We start from the raw sequence: 18079 nt of genomic DNA on the forward strand, positions 1-18079 counted from the left end.
TGGCATTTGAGCGTTGGCGTTTGCGAGTGGGAATAGGCATGGCTGATAAACAACTTGCGTATGATACGCGCGGAAAAAACGATCTGTTTGCCGACGATGATCCGTTGGCTGAACTTGCCCGGATCGTCGGCTTCGAGCCGCGTGTTGCGGCGAATACGGTAACTGAGACCGCACGCCGCGAGCCCGCTCTCGATCTCGAAGACGAGCTTGGGCGCGAGTTCGACCGCTACGATTCGCCACGTCCGCTCGCAGAGCTCGACCGGCCCGCCGAGCCGATCTCGGATGATGTCACTCCTGAAGATTACGTCGAGCCCGTTCTCGACGCTTCTCCCGCCGCCGAACGTGCGGAGGCTCCTGAGCCGGTTTCCGTCGCCCCCGTTGAGGCTGAAGAAGTCGAGGCCGAAGAAGAAGTAGCTTTGCCCGCCGCAGGGAATGGGGACGCATCTGCCGCCGACTGGGCGGAGCAGCTTTCCCCCGAGCCCGAGGCGTCGGTGCAATCGGCCTTCGGCGGTGCGCGCGACCTGATCGAGGAGCTTGAGCTGTCGATCGGCACAGCACCCGTTTCTTCGCTGGCGCAGCCCGCCAAGGCGCCGCAATGGTCGGCTGCCAGCATCAGGCTGCCGCTTGCCAATTTCCATGCAGCGAAGCGCGAGGAACCGGTTGTTTTGCCGGAGCCTGTGGCCGAAACGGTCGCAGCACCGGTTGCAGAGGCACCGTCCGCCGAACTTCCTGTGGTGGAGCCGCAATCTGTCATCGAGCCGCCGCCGGCCGTCGCCGCTATCGAGCCTTCCGAGGAATTCGAATCCGCTTCACCGTCGCTTGGCTTCCCCGCCGAGCTCGACCGCCATGATGAGGTGATCGCATCGGAAGAGGCTGCCGAGGCTGAAGAATTCGTCGAGATCGAGGAAGAGCTGCAGGATTTCGGGTCCGATGCCGGTTTTGATCTCATCGCCGCCACCGTCGAAGGCGAGATCCAGGCCGACGCCGCGCTGACCGAGGTCGTGCCTGATGTTCCTCACACCGCCGGCACTTTCGATCTTGACGATCTGCTCGCCGACGTCTCTCGTTATCCGGTGCCGCAACGTGCCAATCCGACGCCCGTCTCGCCACAGCCCGCATCGATCGAGGTAGCGCCCATTTCTGCCGCTCCCATGGCCGCCGCGCCTGTCGAGCCCAAGGTGATCGCGCCCGCACCGCTCGCTGCCGCACCCGTCCCGCCTGCTCCGATCGAACCGGCTCCGGTCTATGCTGCCGAAGCCGCAAGGCCGATCGCACCGCAGCTTGCCGAGGTCGTTGCGCCCCAGCCTGCCGTAACGGCATATTCGCGCGCGCCGCAGCCGCAGCCGGTGCCGGAAGCCGACGATCCCTTCGCCGGCCATGATTTCGAGCTGGACCTTGCCGGCATCGAGCTGGAACTCGCCGATCTCGATTTCTCCGAGACGTCCGAGCCAGCGCCGCAGCCAGCGCCGCCAGCACCTGCTCCCCAGCCGGCCGCTGCCGTCGCTACTCCTCGGCCCGCGCCTGTTTTTGCGCCTGAGCCGCCAGTTCCCGCTTTCCAGCCGGCCGCTGCTGCCCCTGCACGGTCCGCTCCGGCCTTTGTTCCCGATCCACAGGCTCCAGCTCCGGCTCCGGCTTTCAACTGGGCGGCTGTTTCCGACTCGACCGAAGACCTGCCATTCGATCCGGCGATGATCTCCGATCCGGAGGATCGTCCCGAGACCGTCGACGACATGCACGTGCCGACGCTGCCGCCGGTCGAGCAGCCCGCGCCGGTCGCGAAAACTGCTGATTTCGATTTCGATCTCGACGCGGAGATCGCCAGCTTCTTCGAACCGGCCAAGCCGCGGCAAACGCCGACGCCAGTCCGGGATACGGCTGCGGCCGCGGCACAGCCGGTCAAGCCCACCATCGCCGATGGCCTCGATGATTTCGAACGGGCGCTGGAGGAGGATTTCCGCCGCAGCGTGCGTGAGCCGGTCGAGCGCCGTGAGACCTCTGAAGTTCGTATCGAATCGGCAAGCCAGGCCGCTGATTTCAGCCGCGCCCGGTCGATGCGCCGGCTGCTTGCCGGGGCCGTCGTGCTCGTGGTCTTCGCCGGTGTCGGTTACGGTGTCTATTCCTCCGTCTGGAACGGCGAGGGGCTCGGCATTGTCGCGTCCGGCGAGCCGCGCGTGATCACCGCCGATAAGGAGCCGGTCAAGGTTGTTCCAGAAAATCCTGGCGGCAAGACCGTGCCGAACCAGGATAAGGCCGTTTACGACCGTGTTGCGGGTTCTGCCGAAGAGCCCAAGCAGAAGGCGCTCGTTTCTTCCGACGAGGCGCCCGTCGATGTTGTCCAGCGCACGCTGACACCGGAATCGCTGCCTGAAGACGACGAGAACGCCAACGCCGATGATCAGGTCACGCCGACTGCGGTCGGTGAGACGGAGGATCCGCGTCTGCTGCCGAACCAGGACAATGCCGACAAGGCTTCGGCAAGCGACGCTGACAAGACGCCGTCTGTTTCGCCGCGCAAGGTCCGCACGATGATCGTCAAGCCTGATGGTACGTTGGTTGCCCGCGAGGAGCCGGCGCCCGTCGATCAGCCGATGCCGTCTGCCCAGGCGACGCAATCTGCCCAGGCGACACAGTCTGCCCAGCCGACGCCGCCGGCCCAGCCGCCGTTGACGGCCCAGTCGACCCCGTCCGCGCAATCGACCTCGCCCGTGCCTCCAGTCGGCGGAACGGCCGCAAGCTTCCCGGCAAGCGCCGAGGTTGCTTCCGCCGATGCGCGTTCTGCAGCCCCTGTCGAAACTGCGCCGGTACAGCCGTCGCTTGCCGGCAGTGCCGATGCGCAGGCCGCAAATCCCGCTCCGGTGGCTCCGCCGGTGCGCCCGGTCAAGACCTCGGCGCTTGCCGATACCGCGCCGATTCCGACCGCGCGTCCGGCCGACCAGCCCGTCAACGTCGTCGGCACCGTGACCGAGAAGGGCAATGTTCGTCCGCCTGCACAGCAGCCGAAGACGACTGAGGTCGCAGCCGCTGCACCCGTCGCCGCAAAGCCACAGCAGGCCGCATCCGCCGGCGGCTACGGTATCCAGATCGCCTCGCTGCCTTCGGAAGACGAGGCGACCAAATCCTATGCCAACCTGTCGAAGAAATTCGCCAGCGTGCTTGGCGGCCGCAGTCACGAGATCCGCAGGGCCGATATCGCCGGCAAGGGTACTTTCTACCGTGTCCGCATTCCGGCCGGTTCCAAGGACGAGGCCGCAGCACTCTGCGAACAGTATCGCGCGGCGGGCGGAAGCTGCCTGATCTCCAAGTAGATCGGTTTTTTGAATAGAATATGAGAGCGGCGGGCCGGATCGGCCCGCCGCTCTTTTTTGTGCATCGGGCCTGACCTTGCTCGCATTTGGCCGGGCGCCGTCTATGATTCGGACATGACCGAATCAAAAGCGATGATCCTTGGCTGCAGCGGCCTTGCCCTCACATCCGAAGAGAAAGCCTTTTACCGGGGCGAACGGCCCTGGGGCTTCATCCTCTTCGGGCGCAACATCTCCGAAGCACGGCAGATCACCGATCTCGTCGCCGAACTGCGCGACAGTGTCGGCTGGCATGCACCGGTGCTGATCGACCAGGAGGGCGGCCGCGTTCAGCGCATCCGCCCCCCCGTTCTGGCGCGCTATCCTTCCGGCCAGGCGCTCGGCGATCTCTATCGCCGCGATCGCGTGCTCGGCCTACGCGCCGCCTGGCTGATGTCGCGGCTGCACGCCTTCGACCTTTCGAGCCTCGGCATCGATGTCGATTGCCTGCCGGTGCTCGATGTGCCCGTCGAGGGCAGCAGCAACGTCATCGGTGACCGCGCCTATGGCGGCGATCCCGAAACCGTCATCGCGATGGGGAAAGCGGCTGCCGCAGGGCTGAAGGCCGGTGGCCTGTTGCCTGTGATGAAGCATATGCCCGGCCACGGTCGCGGCTTTGCGGATTCACATCTGGAGCTGCCTGTCGTCACCGTCTCGCGCGATGAGCTGGAACTCCATGATTTCCCGCCCTTTGTCGCGATGAAGGACGAGTTGATGGCCATGACCTGTCACGTCGTTTTCGCCGCTATCGACCCGGATAATCCGGCGACGACCTCGCGCAAGGTGATCGACGGCATCATCCGCGAACACATCGGCTTTAACGGTCTGCTGCTCTCCGACGACAGCTCGATGAACGCTCTTTCCGGCACGATCGGTGGACGCGCGGCGAATATCATTGCAGGCGGATGCGATATCGTGCTGCATTGCAACGGCAATATGGACGAGATGCTAGATGTCGTGGCAAATGTTCCGCCGCTCACCGGCATATCGCTTGCCCGCGCAAAAGCGGTGGAAGCAGGCTTCCCGGCGCCGCATACTGCCGATGAAGCGGAATTGAGGGCGGAATTCGAGGCGATGTTTGCGACGGTCTGATCGTAAGGGAGCAGCTAGGTGAGCACGGTCAAGGGCACGGAACGTCCGCAGGCGGCGACGCCGATGGACAAGTTGTGGCAGGATAACGGTGCCGAGCGCGCCAGCCACGAGCCGGCGCTGGTGATCGACGTCGCCGGCTTCGAAGGCCCGCTCGACCTGTTGCTCTATCTCGCCCGCAACCAGAAGGTCGACCTGTCGCGCATTTCGGTGCTGGCGCTCGCCGAGCAATATCTGCTGTTCATCGAAAGCGCCCGGCGTATCCGCATCGAGCTTGCCGCCGATTATCTCGTCATGGCAGCCTGGCTTGCCTATCTCAAGTCGAAGCTGCTCATTCCCCAGCAGGTCAAGGATGACGGCCCTTCCGGCGAGGAGCTGGCGGCAACACTCGCCTTCCGCCTGAAACGTCTCGAAGCCATGCGGCAGGCTGCAGACGGCCTCGTCAACCGCAACCGCCTCGGCCGCGATATCTTCGTGCGCGGCGCGCCCGAGCATATTCCCGACCGGCAGCAATCCGCTTACGCGGCGAGCCTCTACGACCTCCTGACCGCCTATGCGGCGCTGCGCCAGCGCCATGCCGTCACCCAGGTGACGATCGAGCGGCGCACCGTCTGGTCGCTGACCGATGCCCGCGAACTGCTGACCCAGATGATCGGCGAGGTCGCTGACTGGACGGCGATGGAACATTATCTGCTGCGTTATCTCGCCGCGCCCGAAGAACGCGTCACGGCAATCGCCAGCGCCTTTGCCGCCTCGTTGGAGCTGGTGCGCGAGGGCAAGCTCGAAATCCGCCAGGACGGCGCCTTTCAGCCGATATACATGCGCCGCGGTCCGAAACATGCCACGCTGCAGGTGGTGGAACAGGAGCAGCCGGTTTGATCGACCTGAGGGGCGAAGAAGATTTCGAAGGCAATTTCGACGACAGGAGTCGCGACCTGCAGGCCGAGATCGAGGCCGAGCGCATCGCCGAAGCGCTGGTCTTCGCCTCCTCGCAGCCGGTCTCCGAAGGCTTCCTCGCGGAGCGTCTGCCCGAGAAGACCGACGTGCATGCGATCATGCTGCGCCTGAAGGAGCAATATGCGCCGCGGGGCGTCAATCTCGTGCAGGTCGAAGGCGCCTGGGCCTTCCGCACCGCCGCCGACCTGTCCTTCGTCATCCGCCGTGATGACACTGAAGTGAAGAAGCTTTCGCGCGCCGCTCTGGAAGTGCTGGCGATCATCGCCTATCACCAGCCGGTGACACGTGCCGAAATCGAGGATATCCGAGGCGTCCAGACCTCGCGCGGCACGCTTGACGTGCTGATGGAAGCCGGCTGGGTGCGCTTCCGTGGCCGCCGGCGCACACCGGGCCGGCCGGTGACATTGGGCACGACACGCGATTTCCTCGACCATTTCGGTCTCGAAGAGCTGCGTGACCTGCCCGGTCTCGAAGAGTTGAAGGGAGCGGGCTTGCTGTCGGGCCGCATTCCGGCGAACTTCAATATTCCCTCGCCGTTGATGAACGACGAACTGACCGAGGACGAAGACCCGATCACCCAGATGGACCTCGAGGAATTGGGGTTGCTGGCACCGCGCGGCACCCCCGAAGATTGAGGGGCTTACGTCTTGCTTTTGCCATGCATGGCGAAAACAATGGTGGCCACCACTTTTCGATGGGTCGATGGCTTGTCACAAAGGGCGATACCGTGACATTAAGCTCAGTTCAAAGGGCTTGATGTTGGAAACGGTGTGGGAAATCCTTACATCGTGGGAACATAGAAACAGGGAGTTAGCGTAATGGGTTCTTTTAGCATGTGGCACTGGCTGATCGTTCTGGTCATCGTGCTGTTGTTGTTCGGTCGTGGCAAGATTCCGGAACTGATGGGCGACGTTGCCAAGGGCATCAAGAGCTTCAAGAAGGGCATGACGGACGAAGACGCGCCGGACACGGCAAAGACCGTCGATCACAAGGCCGACGAAACGAAGTAACCAAGTCCGGGAAAAAGCGCAGCCCCCGCGCTTCCCGTCCAGGAGCCTTGCATGTTCGATATTGGCTGGACCGAGCTTTTGGTCATCGCGGTCGTACTGATCGTGGTCGTCGGTCCCAAGGATTTGCCGCCGATGCTGCGCGCTTTCGGCAAGATGACGCAACGCGCCCGCAAGGTGGCGGGTGACTTCCGTGCGCAGTTCGATGAAGCGTTGCGCGAAGCTGAGCTTGACGATGTCCGCCAGACGATCAGCGACGCCCAGAAGCTCAACCCGGTCAACAGCCTGCGCGAGGCGATGAACCCGCTCCGCCAGATGGGCAACGAGATCAAGGCCGACCTGCAGAAGGCGACCACGGTCACGGAAAACAAGACCGAGGTGCCAGCCGATGCTGTTGCAGCCCCGACGCCGTCGATGAGCCTGCCGGAAACGCCGCCGTTGGTAGCGACACCTACGCCGTCGGAACCGGTCGCAGCAGCGATCGTGCAGGCCGATACGGTTGCCGCCAAGCCGAAGGCCGTGCGCAAGCCGCGCGTCAAGGCTGCCGATAAGGTCGATGCTGCGGCTGCCGTTGCCGTGCCTTTGGAAAAACCGAAACGCACGACGGCTGCCAGGAAGCCTGCAACGCCGAAGAAGCCGGCGCAGACGAAGAAGGACGAGGCATGAGCGGTGATATCGAAGACAAGCCGCAGCCGTTGATCGAGCACCTGATGGAGCTGCGCACGCGGCTGATGTGGTCGATCGGCGCGTTTTTCGTCGCCTTCATCGCATGCTTCTTTTTTGCCAAGCATCTCTTCAACTATCTGGTCATTCCCTACAAGACAGCCGTCGTATGGGCGCATCTCGACGTCGAGAAGGCCCAGCTCATCTACACCGCGCCGCAGGAATTCTTCTTCACCCAGGTCAAGGTGGCGATGTTCGGCGGCCTTGTGGTCGCCTTCCCGATCATTGCCGCCCAGGTCTATAAGTTCGTGGCGCCGGGCCTCTACAAGAACGAGCGCCAGGCTTTCCTGCCGTTCCTGATCGCCTCGCCGGTGCTGTTCCTGATGGGCGGCGCGCTCGTCTATTTCTTCTTCACGCCAATGGTCATGTGGTTCTTCCTGTCGATGCAGCAGGCGCCAGGTCATGACGAGATAGCCATCTCGCTGATGCCGAAGGTCTCGGAATATCTGAGCCTGATCATGACGCTGGTCTTCTCCTTCGGCCTCGTCTTCCAGCTTCCCGTTGTCACCACGCTGCTCGCCCGTGTCGGTCTTCTGACGTCGCAATGGCTCGCCGAAAAGCGCAAGTTTGCCATCGTCCTCGCCTTTGTCGTCGCCGCCGTGCTGACGCCGCCGGATCCGATGTCCCAGATCGGCCTTGCGATACCGACGATCCTTCTCTACGAGATTTCCATCCATGCGGCGCGACTCGTGGAGCGGCAGCGTGCCCGGCAGGCGGTCGAAAAGGAAACCGGATCCGCAGACGTTGCCAAGACGGACAGCGTCTGAGCTGAGATCTGGAAATCCCTTCATGAACGCCGTCGACTGCATAATCCTTAAATCGGAATCGGTTTAAGGAATTATGCAGCAATTCAAAGTGTTACAGCGTCCTTTGCGCGTCTGAAAAGACACGGCGGCGCTGTAACATCCGGTCGAGGTCCGATCAGGCTTTGGCCGGGCCACCTCTGTTGCAACGACCTGGAACGACGATGCTCGATATCAAATGGATCCGTGAGAATCCCGAAGCGCTCGATGCCGCCCTTGCCAAGCGCGGTGCGGAGCCTCTGGCCCAAAGTCTCGTTGCTCTCGATGAAAAGCGCCGCTCCGCCGTGCAGAAGGCGCAGGACTTGCTGTCCCGCCGCAACCTCGCCTCCAAGGAGATCGGTGCGGCAATGGCCCAGAAGAATGGCGAGCTTGCCGAGAAGCTGAAGGCGGAGGTCTCTGAGCTGAAGACCCTGCTGCCGGCGATCGAGGAAGAGGACCGGCAACTGACGGCCGAACTCAACGATGCGCTCTCGCGCATCCCGAACATACCTTTCGACGACGTCCCGGTCGGCAAGGACGAGCATGACAATGTCGTCACCCGCACCGTCGGCGAAAGGCCGCGCTGGAATCACGCGCCGAAGGAGCACTTCGAAATCGGCGAGGCGCTCGGCTATATGGATTTCGAGCGCGCAGCCAAGCTCTCCGGCTCGCGCTTCACGGTTCTGACCGGGCCGCTCGCCAGGCTCGAGCGCGCGCTCGGCCAGTTCATGATCGATCTCCACACCAGCGAGCACGGCTATACCGAAGTCAGCTCGCCGCTGATGGTGCGCGACGAGGCCGTTTATGGCACCGCCCAGCTGCCAAAATTCGCCGACGATCTCTTCAGGACGACTGATGGACGCTGGTTGATCCCGACGGCCGAAGTGACGCTGACCAATCTGGTGCGCGAGGAAATCCTCGATCAGGAAAAGCTGCCGCTCCGCTTCACCGCGCTGACGCCGTCCTTCCGCTCGGAAGCGGGCTCGGCCGGCCGCGATACGCGCGGCATGCTGCGCCAGCATCAGTTCTGGAAATGCGAGCTTGTTTCGATCACCGATGCCGAGAGCGCCGTTGCCGAGCACGAACGCATGACCGCCTGCGCCGAGGAAGTGCTGCAACGCCTCGGCCTGCATTTCCGTACCATGACGCTTTGCACCGGCGACATGGGCTTCGGCTCGCGCAAGACCTACGATCTCGAAGTCTGGCTGCCAGGACAGAATGCCTTCCGTGAAATCTCCTCCTGCTCGGTCTGCGGCGATTTTCAGGGCCGGCGAATGAATGCGCGCTACCGCGGCAAGGACGATAAGAGCAACAGGTTCGTCCATACGCTGAACGGTTCCGGCACGGCCGTCGGTCGCTGCCTGATCGCTGTCCTTGAAAATTATCTGAACGAGGACGGTTCCGTCACGATTCCGGACGTTTTGCTGCCTTATATGGGCGGATTGACCAAGATCGAACGGGCGGCCTGAGGCGATGCGCATCCTGCTTACGAATGACGACGGCATTCACGCCGAAGGCCTTGCCGCGCTGGAGCGGATCGCGCGCACGCTGTCTGACGATGTCTGGATCGTGGCGCCCGAGACCGACCAGAGCGGCCTTGCCCATTCGCTGAGCCTCTCCGAACCTCTGCGGCTGCGCAAGATTTCCGAAAAGCATTTCGCCCTGCGCGGCACGCCGACCGATTGCGTCATCATGGGCATCAGGCAGGTGATGGACATCAAGCCGGATCTGGTCCTGTCCGGCGTCAATTCGGGCTCGAACGTTGCCGACGACGTGACCTATTCCGGCACGATCGCCGGCGCCATCGAAGGCACGATGCAGGGCGTGCGCTCGTTTGCGCTGAGCCAGGCTTATCTCTATGAGGATGGCGCGCGCATCGTGCCCTGGGAGGTCTGCGAGACGCATGCGCCAGCTCTTCTGGAAAAGCTGATGGTCCTGGACCTGCCGGAGGGTACGTTCCTCAATCTCAATTTCCCGAACTGCCGTCCCGACGAAGTCAATGGCGCCGAGGTGACCATGCAGGGCAAGCTCGCCTTCAACCTGCAGGTCGACGCCCGCTCCGACGGCCGGGGGTTTCCTTACTACTGGCTGAAGTTTGGCGACCGCGCCGGCGCCTTCGTTGAAGGCACCGATATTCACGCCCTGAAGCATAATAAGATTTCGGTAACGCCTTTGAAACTGGATCTGACCGATTATTCCGTGACGGACCGCGTGGCGCGGGCCTTGGGATACGGAGCACAAGTTTGACGGCAAGACTGGCGGAGAAGGAGGGCTTTGCTGCGCTCGTCCTCAGATTGCGTGCCGAAGGCATCTCCGATCTCGATCTGCTGACGGCGGTCGAGCAGACGCAGCGCTCACTGTTTGTGCCGCCGCAATTTGCCGACGACGCCTATTCGAGCCGGACGATCCCGATCGAATGCGGTTCCTTCCTCGAAGGCATCGATTTTGCCGTCCGCATCCTGCATCACCTGAAGCTCAAGCCGGGCCAGCGCGTCCTGGAGATCGGCACCGGAAGCGGCTTTACCGCCGCCGTCATGGGCCGCATGGCCGAGCGTGTCCTGTCCATCGACCGCTACAAGACGCTGACGACGGCAGCGCAGCGGCGCATGGAATCGCTTGGTCTGCGCAGCGTCATCATTCGCCATGCCGACGGCAGTGCCGGCATGCAGGGCGAGGGCACCTTCGACCGCATCCTGGTGACGGCGGCCTTCAACGCGATGCCGCGCTTTTATACCGACCAGCTCGTTTCCGGCGGCTCGATGATCGCGCCGCTCATGATTTCCGAGAACGAGTGTCGCATGGTGCGGCTGACGAAAACCGGCAGCCGTTTCGAACGCGAGGAACTGTTCGAAGCACCCTATATGCCGATCGTTCCGCGTCTTGCTTCGCTGTTGTAGGGCCTCGCTGCCGTAGGCGTAAATGTTTTCCGGCCGGATCGGCCTGAAATCTGAATATGCTTCACAATCAGAAAAGCCGCTCGCAGTTTTCGGCATCATGCTGTGCGCACTACGATTTTTCACCCGTAAGCCTATGGTTATCAACTTCTCAAAAATATCGCACTGATTCCAGCATCTTAACCGCGTGGTAATACTAACGCGTTTTAATAGACTCACAAATGGTTGCGTTCTCAGTGGGTCGAGTCATGCGTTTCAGTCTTTCGCCAAAGTTCGGGAAGTCGGCCGGTAATCTTCTGGTTGTTGGCCTGCTGGCAAGTGCCGCAACGGGCTGCAGTTCCGATGTGACACGGTTTGGCGGCTTGTTTTCCTCCTCCGGGCAGGACCAGATCACCACAAGTTCCATTCCGCGCAGGAATATGAACGGTTCTCAGGGCGATCCGGTGCCGCGCGCCGATCTCGGCGGTTCGGCCGTTGCCAGCCAGTCGGGCTATGGCGGCGGCAATGACGCACTGAACCAGCCTTATCCCGCACGTCAGAGTTACGATCCGACCCGCACATCGAGCTCGAGCGCACGTCTCGCTTCCGCGCCGGTCTCGGTGCAGCGTTCCGAGCTGGCCGCGCCGTCGGCTGTTGCCCCGTCCCGGCAGCGGGAAAAGGAAGTCGCGCTCGCCCAACCTTTCCCGACTGCGCCGCAGGCCGAAAAGCCCCGATTGGTGGCGCCGGCGGCACCCAAGGTGACGCCCGACACGCTGACGACCGGCACGACACCAAAGGTTTCCGGCTGGTCCGCGACCAACGCTCCCTCGGTGACGCTGCGTCCGGGTGAAAGCATCGCCACGCTCTCCAGGCGTTTCGGCGTTCCGGAAAAGGAAATCCTGCGCGTCAATGACCTGAAGACGGCTTCTGCCGCCCAGCCGGGCCAGGCGATCCTCATCCCGACCTTCAACGGCGGCAATGCCGCCAAGGCGGCATCGCAGGCGGCTGACCTTTCCAAGCCCGGCAAGATGCCGGAGGCGCCGAAGGCGCCTGAGCAGAACGTTGCCGTAATTCCGGGCGCCAATTCCGCCCGCGACAAGACGCTGGCGAGTGCCGATGTCACCGGCAAGCTTCCCGCCGGCGCCGGCAAGGATCCGAAGGCGCCTGCCGGCACCTATGTCGTCAAGCAAGGCGATTCCCTGGCAAAGATCGCCAAGGCGACCGGCAGCAATGTCGACGATCTCAAGGCCGCCAACAATCTTTCGGCCAACTCGCTCCGCATCGGTCAGGCCCTGAAGATCCCGAACGGCACCGCCGACAATATCAAGACCGCCTCGATCCCGGCCGAGAAGGTCGATCCGAAGCCGACCCAGCCGGCAGCTGCCCAGCAGACGGCTTCCGCGCAGCCCGCGCCCTATAAGGCACCGGCCGCCACCCAGACCGTCGACGATGCCGAGAAGAAGTCGGACGTCAGCTCCGCCGCGCCGGAATCGACCGGCATCGGCAAATACCGTTGGCCGGTGCGCGGCCAAGTCATTGCTTCATACGGCGCCAACGTCAACGGCAACCGCAATGACGGCATCGACATCTCGGTACCGCAGGGCACGCCGATCAAGGCCGCTGAAAACGGCGTCGTCATTTATGCCGGCAACGGCCTGAAGGAACTCGGCAACACGGTTCTCGTCCGTCACGACGATGGCACCGTTACCGTCTACGGCAACGCCGACACGCTGAGCGTCACCCGCGGCCAGAAGATCCAGCGCGGCCAGACGGTTGCCGTCTCCGGCATGAGCGGCGACGTCAAGCAGCCACAGGTCCATTTCGAGGTGCGCAAGGATGCGTCCCCGGTCAACCCGATGACTTTCCTGGAATAGGTATAGCGTACCAGGAAACGCAAAAGCCCGGCCACCAGCCGGGCTTTTGTCATTTATGCATGTCGCGCAAAAGTGCGCAGCGATTGTGGGATAAACGACAAAGACCTAAAACGCGTCGCGTGCATTCGGATTGAAGCGACGCGCTCTAGCCTCGGTCGATGTGAACGCGCATGCGTCCGGCCAGGTCCTGGATATACTGCCAGGCGACGCGGCCGGAGCGTGCGCCGCGCGTCGTTGCCCATTCCAGCGCCTCGGCATGCATCTTGTCGCGTTCGAGCCCGATCTTGAAGTGATCGGCATAGCCGTCGATCATGCCGAGATAATCCTCCTGGCTGCATTTGTGGAAGCCGAGCCAGAGGCCGAAGCGGTCGGAAAGCGAAACCTTTTCCTCGACCGCCTCCGACGGATTGATCGCCGTCGACTGCTCGTTTTCCATCATGTGGCGCGGCAAGAGATGGCGCCGGTTGGAGGTGGCGTAGAAGAGCACATTGTCCGGCCGCCCCTCGACGCCGCCGTCGAGTGCTGCCTTCAGCGATTTGTAAGCGGTGTCATCGTGATCGAAGGAGAGATCGTCGCAGAAGACGATCACGCGGTACGGCGTGTCCTTCAGGAGGTCGAGCAGATGGGGGAGGGTGGCGATATCCTCGCGATGGACTTCGACCAGCTTCAGCAAGACGCTGCTTTCGCGCCTGACATCCTCGTGTACGGCCTTGACCAGCGAGGATTTGCCCATGCCGCGCGCGCCCCAGAGCAACACATTGTTGGCGGCATAACCCTCGGCGAAACGCACCGTATTCTCATGCAGGATGTCGCGCACATGATCAACGCCGCGGATGAGCTTCAACGCCACCCGGTTCGGTCTCTTGACCGGCTGCAGATGCTGGCGCAAAGGCGCCCAGACGAAACAGTCTGCAGCATCCCAATCGTTGAGGGCGGGTGCCGGTCCGGCAAGACGCTCGACGGCGTCTGCGAGCCGTCTCAGTTCGGCAAGCAGGGCTGTGTTGATTTCCTCGGTCATCGGTGGCCTCCTGATTTCTCACTGCGGCAATCCGCTTTGATCTTTCGATGCCGGGTAGCATGGCGTTTTGACGGCGGAAAGGTTATGAGGCAGCGGAATCGGTACTGTTTCCGGCTGTTTCTGTTGCATTCATCGAAGCCGTAACTATAGTCCGGCAACCTGAAAAGAGAGGCGGAGTTCCGCCGCCCAAGCCTGAGGAGTTTAGCATGTTCATCACCCCGGCATTCGCCCAAAGCGCGACCGATACCGCAACGGGATTCGGCGGTTCCGGTTTCGAAATGATCATCCTGTTCGTGCCGCTGATGGTCGTCTGGTACTTCCTGCTGATCCGTCCGCAGCGCGCACAGGCAAAAAAGCGTGAGGAGACCCTGAAGGCGATCCGTCGCGGCGACCAGGTCGTCACCGGCGGCGGTCTCGTCGGCAAGGTCACCAAGGTCGTCGACGAAAAGGAAGTCGAAGTCGAGATTGCTGACGGCGTGCGCGTGCGCATCGTCCGCAGCGGCATCTCCGAAATTCGCGTCAAGGGTGAACCGGTCAAGGCCGACGCGGCGTAACAAGCGATAACGGCAGGACCGCCGGATCGGAAGATCGTCGAGAGAATGTTGCATTTTTCCCGCTGGAAAACACTTCTGATTTGGCTGGCCGCGTTTGCGGCCATCGTCATCGCTGCGCCCAATCTGCTGACCGAGGCGCAGCGATCCTCCCTGCCGGACTGGTTGCGGCACGACCGCGTAATGCTTGGGCTCGACCTGCAGGGCGGCTCGCATATCGTTCTGAAGGTCGAGCGTTCCGACATCGTCAGGGACCGCCTGGAAGAGCTGGTCGCCAATATGCGCAACGCGCTGCGTGCCGCCGGCATCCGCTATACCGGGCTGACCGGCAATGACCAGACCGTCACCGTCCGGATCACCGATCCGGCTCAGATACAGGCGGCGGTCGATCTCCTGAAGCCTTTGACGACGGCCGGCGGACATTCCGGATCTGAGGTCGCGCTGCAGCAGGGCGCGGAGGGGCAGCTCTCGCTGCAGATTTCCGACGCCGGCATTACCGCTGACGTCGCTTCCGCGCGGACCCGGTCGCTCGATATCGTTGGCCGCCGCATCGCCGGATTCGGCTATGATGATTTCCTCGTTCGCCCCGATGGCGCCGACCGCATTGTCGTGCAGGTGTTGGGATCGGTCGATGCGGAGCGGCTGAAGAACATCCTGAACCAGCCGGCCAAGCTTTCCTTTCATCTGATCGACGAAAGCATGTCGGGGCAGGAGGCGCTGAACGGCCGTTGGCCGGCGACATCGCAGGTGCTCTATTCGCTTGACGATCCGCCGGTACCTTATCTGGTCGACCGCACGGCTTTCGTCACCGGCAGCAACATGGTCGATATCGAGCCTGTCGTCGATCAGCAGACGCAGGATACCGCGATTGCCTACCGTCTCGATGCGGAAGGTACGCAACGGCTGGCGCAGGCGACGGGGCAGAATATCGGCAAGCACCTCGCCATCGTCTTTGACGACCAGGTGATGTCGTCACCGGTCATCGATGCGGCGATCACCGGCGGCGAGGGCAGGATTTCGGCAAACTTCTCCGAGGATGGCGTTAGCGACCTTGCGATCATGCTGCGCGCCGGCGCCTTGCCGGCGACGCTGACCAGCGTTGAGGAACGCAGCGTCAGCCCGAGATTCGGCGCCGATTCCATCTTCAGTGGCCTCGTTGCCGGTCTCGTCGCCGTCGTGCTGGTCGCGGCACTGATGATCGCGCTCTATCGCATCCTCGGCATCATCGCCGTTGTCTCGCTCTTCTTCAACCTGATCCTCATCGTCGCGGTGCTGAGCCTTGCCGGCGCGACGCTCACCTTGCCCGGGATCGCCGGCATCGTGCTGATTGTCGGCATGGCCGTCGACTCGAACGTTCTAATCTACGAGCGTATCCGCGAAGAGGAGAAGATCACCCATTCCTTTGCGGAGGCCGTCGGCCGCGGTTTCTCGCGTGCATTCGCAACGATCGTCGACGCGAATGTGACGATCTTCATCGCCGCCATCATCCTCTTTTTCCTCGGCAGCGAATCCATCCGCGGTTTCGCGGTGACGCTGGCGGTCGGCATCCTGACGACTGTTTTCACGGCTTTCACGCTGACGCGCTCGATCGTTGCCGTCTGGCTGAGCGCGCGCCATCCCCGACATCTGCCGAAGAGCGTTCAGGCGCATCTTTTCGAACACGCCAATATCCGCTTCATGGGAATCCGCCGTTATGTCTTTACGGCGTCGGCGGTCATTTCGCTGATTGCCATGGCTGCCTTTGCCACCGTCGGCCTGCATCTCGGCATCGATTTCACCGGCGGCTCGCTGATCGAGGTGACGGCGAAGCAGGGCAATGCCGACATCGCCGATCTCCACTCGCGCCTCAATGATCTCAATCTCGGCGATGTGCGCGTCGAGCGCACGGGCGGACCGTCAAACGCGCGGATCCGCATCGCTTCCCAGGGCGGCGGCGAGAATGCCGAGCAGTCGGCGGCGACGCTGGTGCGTGGCGAGCTCCAGGAGGACTATGATTTTCGCCGCGTCGACGTCGTCGGACCCGCCATCTCGGGCGAATTGACGATGATGGCGACGCTCGGCGTGCTTGCAGCACTTGCGGCGATCCTGATCTACATCTGGATCCGCTTCGAATGGCAGTTCGCGGTTGGCGCCATCGTCGCAACGCTGCACGACGTCATCATCATGCTTGGTCTCTTCGTCCTTACCGGTATCGAGTTCAACCTGACGAGCATCGCCGCCGTGCTGACCGTCGTCGGTTATTCCCTGAACGACACGGTCGTGGTCTATGACCGAATGCGCGAGAATCTCAAGCGATACAAGAAGATGCCGTTGCCGATCCTGATCGATGCCTCGATCAACCAGACGCTGTCGCGCACCGTTCTGACCGCGGCGACGACGCTGACCGCCTTGCTAGCGCTCTTTCTCTTTGGGGGCGAAGTCATCCGCTCCTTCACCTTTGCGATGCTCTTTGGCGTCGCTCTCGGCACCTTCTCTTCGATCTATATCGCCGCTCCTGTCTTGATCGTCTTCCGGCTGCGGCCGGAGGCTCCCGACGGGGAAGAGAGCAACAAGACGGATGCTGGTGTAAAATCCGGCACGGTGGTTTGAAAACATGGCAAAAGGCATAGAAATCCGCGCCGCGCATTTCCCCGGGCGCGCTCCGATCGACGCTTACGGCAATGGCGGCTTTCGCTTTGCCGACATGTCGCATCGTGGCTCGATCCTTTGCCTGCCCTCCGGCATTCATGGCTGGGACATGGATATGTCGAAACCGCTGTCGCCGGAAAATTTCCGCCGCGTGCTTGATGAGGCTAGTGATATCGAGGTTCTGCTCGTCGGTACCGGAACCGAGCTCCGCCGTCTGCCCGAGGAATTGAAGCTGGCGCTGAAATCGCGCGGCATCTCATCCGATCCGATGAGCACCGGGGCTGCAGTGCGCACCTTCAATATCATGCTCGCCGAGCAACGTGCCGTCGCCGCGGCGTTGATTGCGGTCTGACGATGGCTGAAGCGCATATTGCGACGAACCAGGAGATCTGCCTGGCGATGCTGCGTGACAGCGATCGCGACCGCTATCTCGCCTGTCTGCTGTCGCCGGAGGAAAAGCGCGGCGCGCTTGCGGCTCTCTATGCCTTCAATGCCGAGCTTGCCCGCATCCGCGATCTCGTGCACGAGCCGTTGCCCGGGGAGGTGCGGCTGCAATATTGGCACGATCTTCTGGAGGGCAGCGCACACGGCTCGACGGCGGCCAATCCTGTTGCCGCAGCGCTTCTGAGCGCAATCGAAACGCACCGCCTGCCGCGCAAGACGCTGATCGACATGATCGAGGCCCGCACCTTCGATCTCTATGACGATCCGATGGAGACACGTCTTTCGCTTGAAGGCTATGCCGGTGAAACGGCATCCGCCCTGATCCAGCTCGCAAGCCTGGTGCTTTCGCCGGAGGAAGCCGCACGCTCGGCCGACGCCGCCGGCCATGCCGGCGTTGCTCAGGCGGTCGCCGGGCTGTTGCTGCTGATGCCGTTGCATCGCCGCCGCGGCCAGATCTATATTCCGCTGCAGATCCTGTCCGCCACCGGTCTCGACCGAGATGCCTTCCTCGCCGGAAAAGACAGGCCGCGCATCGCCGCCGCCATCGAGGCCTTCGCCGGTCTTGGTCGCGAACATCTGGCAAAGGCGAGGGCGGCGGGGTCGATTGCGCCCGCCGTCTTTCCAGCCTTCCTGCCGGCGACGCTTGCTGAGCCGGTTCTCATCAGGGCGCAGAAACGGGGCGCCCTACTGTTTGACCGGCCGCTGCAGCCGCCGCAATGGCGCCGCCAGCTGCGGATGGGGCTGGCTGCCGCACGGCGAAAAATCTGATATCGGTCAAATTCGCGCAAGTCT

The 18079-nt window shown here is 62.6% G+C and carries 16 protein-coding genes; 15 read left to right on the forward strand and 1 reads right to left on the reverse strand.

Features of this window, described 5'->3' with window-relative positions:
• Positions 1–38: 38 nt before the first annotated feature.
• The 11 genes from CUJ84_RS08090 (at position 39) to CUJ84_RS08140 (ending at position 12646) form a co-directional block, all read left to right on the forward strand.
• Entirely contained in the window at positions 39–3305 is a 3267-nt protein-coding gene (locus tag CUJ84_RS08090; RefSeq protein ID WP_199788793.1) for an SPOR domain-containing protein, read from the forward strand.
• A 114-nt stretch (positions 3306–3419) separates the two neighbouring features.
• Positions 3420–4433 (forward strand): beta-N-acetylhexosaminidase, encoded by a 1014-nt coding sequence (gene nagZ, locus CUJ84_RS08095; RefSeq protein WP_105008121.1) that lies wholly within the window; start codon positions 3420–3422, stop codon positions 4431–4433.
• 18 nt (positions 4434–4451) lie between these two features.
• Positions 4452–5309 (forward strand): segregation and condensation protein A, encoded by an 858-nt coding sequence (locus CUJ84_RS08100; protein ID WP_105005818.1) that lies wholly within the window; start codon positions 4452–4454, stop codon positions 5307–5309.
• The gene (scpB, locus tag CUJ84_RS08105) at positions 5306–6022 is read left to right on the forward strand and encodes an SMC-Scp complex subunit ScpB (protein ID WP_105005819.1); all 717 of its coding nucleotides are present in this window, start codon (positions 5306–5308) and stop codon (positions 6020–6022) included. Before CUJ84_RS08100 ends, scpB begins: the two co-directional genes overlap by 4 nt.
• 183 nt (positions 6023–6205) lie before the next feature.
• Positions 6206–6397, forward strand: coding sequence for a twin-arginine translocase TatA/TatE family subunit (locus CUJ84_RS08110; protein WP_003538990.1), 192 nt, complete (start codon positions 6206–6208; stop codon positions 6395–6397).
• 51 nt (positions 6398–6448) lie between these two features.
• Positions 6449–7060, forward strand: coding sequence for a Sec-independent protein translocase protein TatB (gene tatB / locus CUJ84_RS08115; protein WP_027684916.1), 612 nt, complete (start codon positions 6449–6451; stop codon positions 7058–7060).
• Complete coding sequence (gene tatC, locus CUJ84_RS08120; RefSeq protein WP_018241797.1) at positions 7057–7884, forward strand: twin-arginine translocase subunit TatC; 828 nt, start codon at positions 7057–7059, stop codon at positions 7882–7884. Before tatB ends, tatC begins: the two co-directional genes overlap by 4 nt.
• Before the next feature lie 200 nt (positions 7885–8084).
• Entirely contained in the window at positions 8085–9368 is a 1284-nt protein-coding gene (gene serS, locus CUJ84_RS08125) for a serine--tRNA ligase (protein WP_105005820.1), read from the forward strand.
• Positions 9369–9372: 4 nt separating this feature from the next.
• A complete protein-coding gene (gene surE, locus CUJ84_RS08130) occupies positions 9373–10146 on the forward strand; it encodes a 5'/3'-nucleotidase SurE (RefSeq protein ID WP_105005821.1) in 774 nt (257 codons plus the stop codon).
• Complete coding sequence (locus tag CUJ84_RS08135; RefSeq protein WP_105005822.1) at positions 10143–10796, forward strand: protein-L-isoaspartate(D-aspartate) O-methyltransferase; 654 nt, start codon at positions 10143–10145, stop codon at positions 10794–10796. The genes surE and CUJ84_RS08135 overlap by 4 nt, the downstream gene beginning before the upstream one ends.
• Before the next feature lie 245 nt (positions 10797–11041).
• The gene (locus tag CUJ84_RS08140; protein WP_105005823.1) at positions 11042–12646 is read left to right on the forward strand and encodes a M23 family metallopeptidase; all 1605 of its coding nucleotides are present in this window, start codon (positions 11042–11044) and stop codon (positions 12644–12646) included.
• A 145-nt stretch (positions 12647–12791) separates the two neighbouring features.
• Here the strand turns inward: CUJ84_RS08140 and CUJ84_RS08145 are convergent, their stop codons facing one another.
• Positions 12792–13664 carry an ATP-binding protein gene (locus CUJ84_RS08145; RefSeq protein ID WP_105005824.1) on the reverse strand — a complete coding sequence of 291 codons (873 nt, stop codon included), beginning with the start codon at positions 13662–13664 and terminating at the stop codon, positions 12792–12794.
• A gap of 206 nt (positions 13665–13870) precedes the next feature.
• Here CUJ84_RS08145 and yajC point away from each other — a divergent pair, with 206 nt between their 5' ends.
• From yajC to CUJ84_RS08165, 4 genes are read left to right on the forward strand one after another with little or no spacing between them, the layout of a single operon-like run.
• The gene (yajC, locus tag CUJ84_RS08150; RefSeq protein WP_003558894.1) at positions 13871–14218 is read left to right on the forward strand and encodes a preprotein translocase subunit YajC; all 348 of its coding nucleotides are present in this window, start codon (positions 13871–13873) and stop codon (positions 14216–14218) included.
• A 45-nt stretch (positions 14219–14263) separates the two neighbouring features.
• Positions 14264–16804: a protein translocase subunit SecDF gene (secDF, locus tag CUJ84_RS08155; RefSeq protein WP_105005825.1), complete on the forward strand. Its 2541-nt coding sequence runs from the start codon at positions 14264–14266 to the stop codon at positions 16802–16804.
• 4 nt (positions 16805–16808) lie between these two features.
• Positions 16809–17195, forward strand: a complete 387-nt coding sequence (locus CUJ84_RS08160) for an Mth938-like domain-containing protein (RefSeq protein WP_018241804.1) — start codon at positions 16809–16811, stop codon at positions 17193–17195.
• Between the two features lie 2 nt (positions 17196–17197).
• On the forward strand, positions 17198–18055 hold the full coding sequence (locus CUJ84_RS08165; protein ID WP_105005826.1) for a phytoene/squalene synthase family protein: 858 nt from the start codon (positions 17198–17200) through the stop codon (positions 18053–18055).
• The last annotated feature ends 24 nt before the right edge of the window (positions 18056–18079 follow it).

Source organism: Rhizobium leguminosarum (assembly GCF_002953715.1).
In the GTDB taxonomy this organism is placed as follows: domain Bacteria; phylum Pseudomonadota; class Alphaproteobacteria; order Rhizobiales; family Rhizobiaceae; genus Rhizobium; species Rhizobium leguminosarum_V.

Bases quoted from the DNA above. Each gene is read 5' to 3' on its own strand.
- surE (WP_105005821.1), top strand. From the start codon at position 9,373: ATGCGCATCCTGCTTACGAATGACGACGGCATTCACGCCGAAGGCCTT.
- secDF (WP_105005825.1), top strand. From the start codon at position 14,264: ATGTTGCATTTTTCCCGCTGGAAAACACTTCTGATTTGGCTGGCCGCG.
- CUJ84_RS08145 (WP_105005824.1), bottom strand. From the start codon at position 13,664: ATGACCGAGGAAATCAACACAGCCCTGCTTGCCGAACTGAGACGGCTC.
- CUJ84_RS08165 (WP_105005826.1), top strand. From the start codon at position 17,198: ATGGCTGAAGCGCATATTGCGACGAACCAGGAGATCTGCCTGGCGATG.
- yajC (WP_003558894.1), top strand. From the start codon at position 13,871: ATGTTCATCACCCCGGCATTCGCCCAAAGCGCGACCGATACCGCAACG.
- tatB (WP_027684916.1), top strand. From the start codon at position 6,449: ATGTTCGATATTGGCTGGACCGAGCTTTTGGTCATCGCGGTCGTACTG.
- tatC (WP_018241797.1), top strand. From the start codon at position 7,057: ATGAGCGGTGATATCGAAGACAAGCCGCAGCCGTTGATCGAGCACCTG.
- nagZ (WP_105008121.1), top strand. From the start codon at position 3,420: ATGACCGAATCAAAAGCGATGATCCTTGGCTGCAGCGGCCTTGCCCTC.
- CUJ84_RS08140 (WP_105005823.1), top strand. From the start codon at position 11,042: ATGCGTTTCAGTCTTTCGCCAAAGTTCGGGAAGTCGGCCGGTAATCTT.
- CUJ84_RS08090 (WP_199788793.1), top strand. From the start codon at position 39: ATGGCTGATAAACAACTTGCGTATGATACGCGCGGAAAAAACGATCTG.
- CUJ84_RS08110 (WP_003538990.1), top strand. From the start codon at position 6,206: ATGGGTTCTTTTAGCATGTGGCACTGGCTGATCGTTCTGGTCATCGTG.
- serS (WP_105005820.1), top strand. From the start codon at position 8,085: ATGCTCGATATCAAATGGATCCGTGAGAATCCCGAAGCGCTCGATGCC.
- CUJ84_RS08160 (WP_018241804.1), top strand. From the start codon at position 16,809: ATGGCAAAAGGCATAGAAATCCGCGCCGCGCATTTCCCCGGGCGCGCT.